The sequence below is a fragment of the Neisseria sp. P0021.S007 genome (assembly GCF_051956855.1).
Genome location: NZ_JBQCXA010000303.1, coordinates 1 through 835, shown reverse-complemented (window position 1 = coordinate 835; position 835 = coordinate 1). Strand labels below are relative to the sequence as shown.

Annotated in this window: 1 protein-coding gene; it reads right to left on the bottom strand. The window is 51.3% G+C overall.

Annotation, left to right across the window (positions count from 1 at the left end; all coding sequences use genetic code 11):
• Positions 1–59: 59 nt before the first annotated feature.
• On the bottom strand, positions 60–835 hold a 776-nt coding region (locus tag ACTHUR_RS12985), incomplete at its 5' end, for an NnrS family protein (RefSeq protein ID WP_440398912.1).

The window sequence follows — 835 nt, the reverse complement described above, 5'->3', positions numbered from 1 at the left end:
CAAATAAAGCATTTATTTAAAACAAAAGGCCGTCTGAAAGTTTCAGACGGCCTTTTGTTTCATTCCGGATCATCCGTAAACGCATTTTCCCGAAATATCGGTACAAACGTGAAAAGATACAGTACGAACACGGCGATGGTCAGAATCGCAGGAACGGTAATGAAAAATATCGGGTTCACGTTCATCAAGAAAGCGCGCGAGATGGCGGCCATAAAGAGTAGGGGGATGGCAATGCGGCAGAGTTTCGGGTAGTCGAGTTTGGTAAAGCCGCTGTGCCACAGTCCGGCGGTCAGCCACACCATCATCACGCCGCCCATCATACCGCCGAGGGTAATCAAGTGTAATGGGGCGGAGGAAGGCAGATTTTGCAGTTTCTCCACGCCTGTCCACAGATAGCCTGCGGCGGCAAAAAGCTGGAGCAGGTAATAAGTGCAGACGTAGTGTTTGCGCAGGAGTTCGTGATGGTGGAGCTCACGCAGCTTGGCGAGCAGGATGAATCCGACGGCAAGCGCGGTAAAACCGGCGGTTTGTGCGGGCAGCCAAAGTTCGGCGGCGGCGTGCAGCAGCAGGAAAGTAATGGCGATGTTTTTATAAACGATATTTGGAATAAAAACAGGGTCTTTCAGACGGCATTCTTTAAGGGCTTCCGCGCCCAAAAGAATGCTGACGCGGACGGATACAAACATGACAGCTGCTATGTTCAGATGTACTTGCGCGCGCAGTAAGTTCAAATCGCCAGTTGCGGCGTAGGCCGTCTGAAAAACGGTAAATGCGGCGAGCAGCATTAGTAGGGCGAAGTTATCAGTGTTGCGATCAAGCCAAATCAGCCAAGTGC